Annotated in this window: 4 protein-coding genes; all 4 read left to right on the top strand. The window is 46.1% G+C overall.

Annotated features, from left to right (window positions below; translation table 11 throughout):
• Positions 1-2 precede the first annotated feature (2 nt).
• Positions 3-305 carry a DUF2730 family protein gene (locus AB6E08_RS22965; RefSeq protein ID WP_016076438.1) on the top strand — a complete coding sequence of 101 codons (303 nt, stop codon included), beginning with the start codon at positions 3-5 and terminating at the stop codon, positions 303-305.
• 144 nt (positions 306-449) lie between these two features.
• Positions 450-740, top strand: coding sequence for an ArsR family transcriptional regulator (locus AB6E08_RS22960; protein WP_372067666.1), 291 nt, complete (start codon positions 450-452; stop codon positions 738-740).
• Between the two features lie 12 nt (positions 741-752).
• Positions 753-1,331, top strand: coding sequence for a DUF3486 family protein (locus AB6E08_RS22955; RefSeq protein WP_372160315.1), 579 nt, complete (start codon positions 753-755; stop codon positions 1,329-1,331).
• Positions 1,331-2,783: terminase large subunit domain-containing protein (locus tag AB6E08_RS22950; RefSeq protein ID WP_372160313.1), on the top strand; the 1,453-nt coding region annotated here is incomplete at its 3' end. The genes AB6E08_RS22955 and AB6E08_RS22950, both read left to right, overlap by 1 nt.

Genomic DNA, 2,783 nt, shown 5'->3' with positions numbered 1-2,783 from the left:
TAATGGAGTTGTGGATCAAAACTTATTGGCCTATCGCATGGGCTGCGTTGAGCACGTTGGGGATGTTAGTCCTTGCCTTGCTTTCTAAAACGTACGCCAAGCGAGAAGACCTAGAAAAGGTAGGACGTAAAGTGGACGAACTACAAACGCAGATTGACAATCTACCCACTCAGCAACAAGTAACGCAGCTATTGCTTGAAATGGCAAACACACGCGGTGAGATGAAAGAGCTACGAGCACAAATACAGCCTGTAGAACACCTCGCTCAACTGTTATTAGAACAACGTTTAAAAGATGATAAATAGGATTTGTTATGTATGGAGTAGGAAAGTCGATGTATGCGCTTATAGCTGTAGCTTGCCTATTTAGCGCTGTGTTTGGTTGGGTCGTAATAGAATCCTTGATATGGCTATTTTCTCATATCAGTTTTAATTTTTAACGGAGTACTTATGGGCTTTAAAGAGTTATTAAAAGAAGACCAGCGTCTTGTGATCTTGCGTTCACTTCATGACATGACAGGGTATGAAGCGAATGAATCTATCCTTGATTCTTGCCTTGATGCTTACGGTCACAACATTAGCCGTGATGCAGTTCGTACGCATTTATCTTGGCTTGAAGAGCAGGGGCTAATTAGCATTCGTACTGTATTAGATTGCCAAGTCGCAAAACTTACAGGCCGTGGTGAAGATGTGGCAACAGGCCAAGCTATTGTGCCAGGCGTAAAGCGCCCACGCGCTTAGTGAGGTAACACCATGACCAAGAAGAAACGTATTCGCTCAAAGATAGAGTTGCTGCCTCAAGAGATTCGAGAAGCACTTAACCTTTGGCTTCGTAATGGCGATATGACCCAGCAAGATGTGCTTGGTGCTATCCATGAAATGATTGATGAAGCAGGCTTACCTAAGGACGCTAAGCCAAGCTACACGTCACTCAATCGTTATGCTCGTCGTATGGAAGACATGGGGGCTCGTCTTCGTCAGTCTCGCGAAGTGGCAGAAGTGTGGACAACCAAACTGGGTGAAGCGCCCACCTCTGATGTGGGTAAGCTGCTGCAAGAGTTTGTGCGTACCATGGCTTTTGAAACATCTATGACCATGATGGAAAGCGCAGCTGAAGACGGTGAAGTGATTCCACCAAAAGCACTCGCTCAACTCGCTTTGGTTATTCAACGTATCGAGCAAGCCTCAATGGTGAGCCATAAGGTTGAAAAAGAAATACGCAAAGCTTTTGCTGAAGAGATGGTCGAGAAGGCCGAGCAGGTAGCGAAGAAAGCTGGCTTAACGTCAGACACAGTGAAGATGCTGAAAGCAGAGCTGCTAGGGATTGCCTAATGACAGAATCACCAAACGTCAATTCGATTACTGAAAACATCCTTGTCAAGTTCGACAAGGATGAGCTTTTACTTGGATATCAGAAACGTTGGATAGCCGATGACTCTGTGCTTAAGATTGCGGAGAAATCACGTCGTACTGGTTTGACGTTTGCTGAAGCGGCTGACTCTGCGCTTAGTGCCGGCACAGCCAAAGGTGAAGGCGGCAATAACGTGTTCTATGTTGGCTCGAACAAAGAAATGGCGCGAGAGTTCATTGATGCCGTTGCTCAGTGGGCCAAGATATTCGATAAAGCAGCTGGCGAAGTTCAAGAGGATATTCTCAATGATGAAGACAAAGATATTCTGACCTTCGTCATTTACTTTGAATCGGGCTTTAAGGTTCAAGCGTTATCGAGTAATCCTTCTAACCTGCGTGGTATGCAAGGCACGGTTATCATCGATGAGGCTGCATTCCATGAACGCTTAGCCGAAGTGCTAAAAGCCGCACTCGCGTTGACTATGTGGGGTTCTAAAGTTCGCCTTATTTCTACCCACAATGGTATAGACAACTTATTCAATCAACTTATCCAAGATAGCCGTGCGGGGAAAAAGCGTTACTCGATCCATACCGTTACGCTCGACGATGCTTGCTTGGAAGGTTTGTATCAACGAATTTGTCAGGTCACTAAGCAAGAGTGGTCACAAGAGAAAGAAGACGAATGGAAGACTAACCTTCTCAAAGACACGGCCACCGAAGAAGATGCACTCGAAGAGTACCAGTGTGTACCGAAGAATGGCGGTGGTGCTTATATTAGCCGTGGTTTGCGTGAACGTGCTGCGCGGTTAGATGGCCCAGTATTAAGCTTCACTGGCTCTAAAGCGTTTAACGAAGCGAAAGAGCACATACGCGAAGCAGAGATGAAAGAGTGGTTAGACGAACACGTTCAGCCAGAGCTCGATAAACTCGATCCTAAACTGCGCCATTGCTTGGGTGAGGATTTTGCACGCTCTGGTGACTTAACCGTTTATGCACCCATGGCCGTTCAAAATGATGTGAAGCGCACCGTGCCTTTCTTATTAGAACTTGGCAATGTGCCATTCAAGCAGCAAGAGCAAGCGCTTTACTTTATCTGCGATCAACTTCCAAGGCGTGATGGTATTTATCTTGATGCGCGTGGTAATGGCCAGTACCTAGCCGAACAAGCCCGATACAAGTACGGCGAAGAAGTGGTTGAGGTAATGCTCTCTGTGGGTTACTACCGCGAGAACATGCCTTCATTTAAAGCTGCGTTTGAAGATGATGAAATACTGCTTCCAAAGCATGAGGACGTGATTACTGATTTGGGACAAATCCAAATTAAAGCAGGCGTTCCTAGTATTGATTCAACACGAACCAAAGGCGAGAACGGAAACAAGCGACACGGCGATAGTGCCATTGCTATTTGGTTTGCTTACTTAGCCTCTAAGGCGG

It is taken from the genome of Vibrio sp. 10N.247.310.24 (assembly GCF_041467175.1).
Lineage (GTDB): Bacteria > Pseudomonadota > Gammaproteobacteria > Enterobacterales > Vibrionaceae > Vibrio > Vibrio tasmaniensis_A.
Note: the sequence above shows the minus strand (reverse complement) of the source record. Positions and strands in the feature narration are given on the sequence as shown.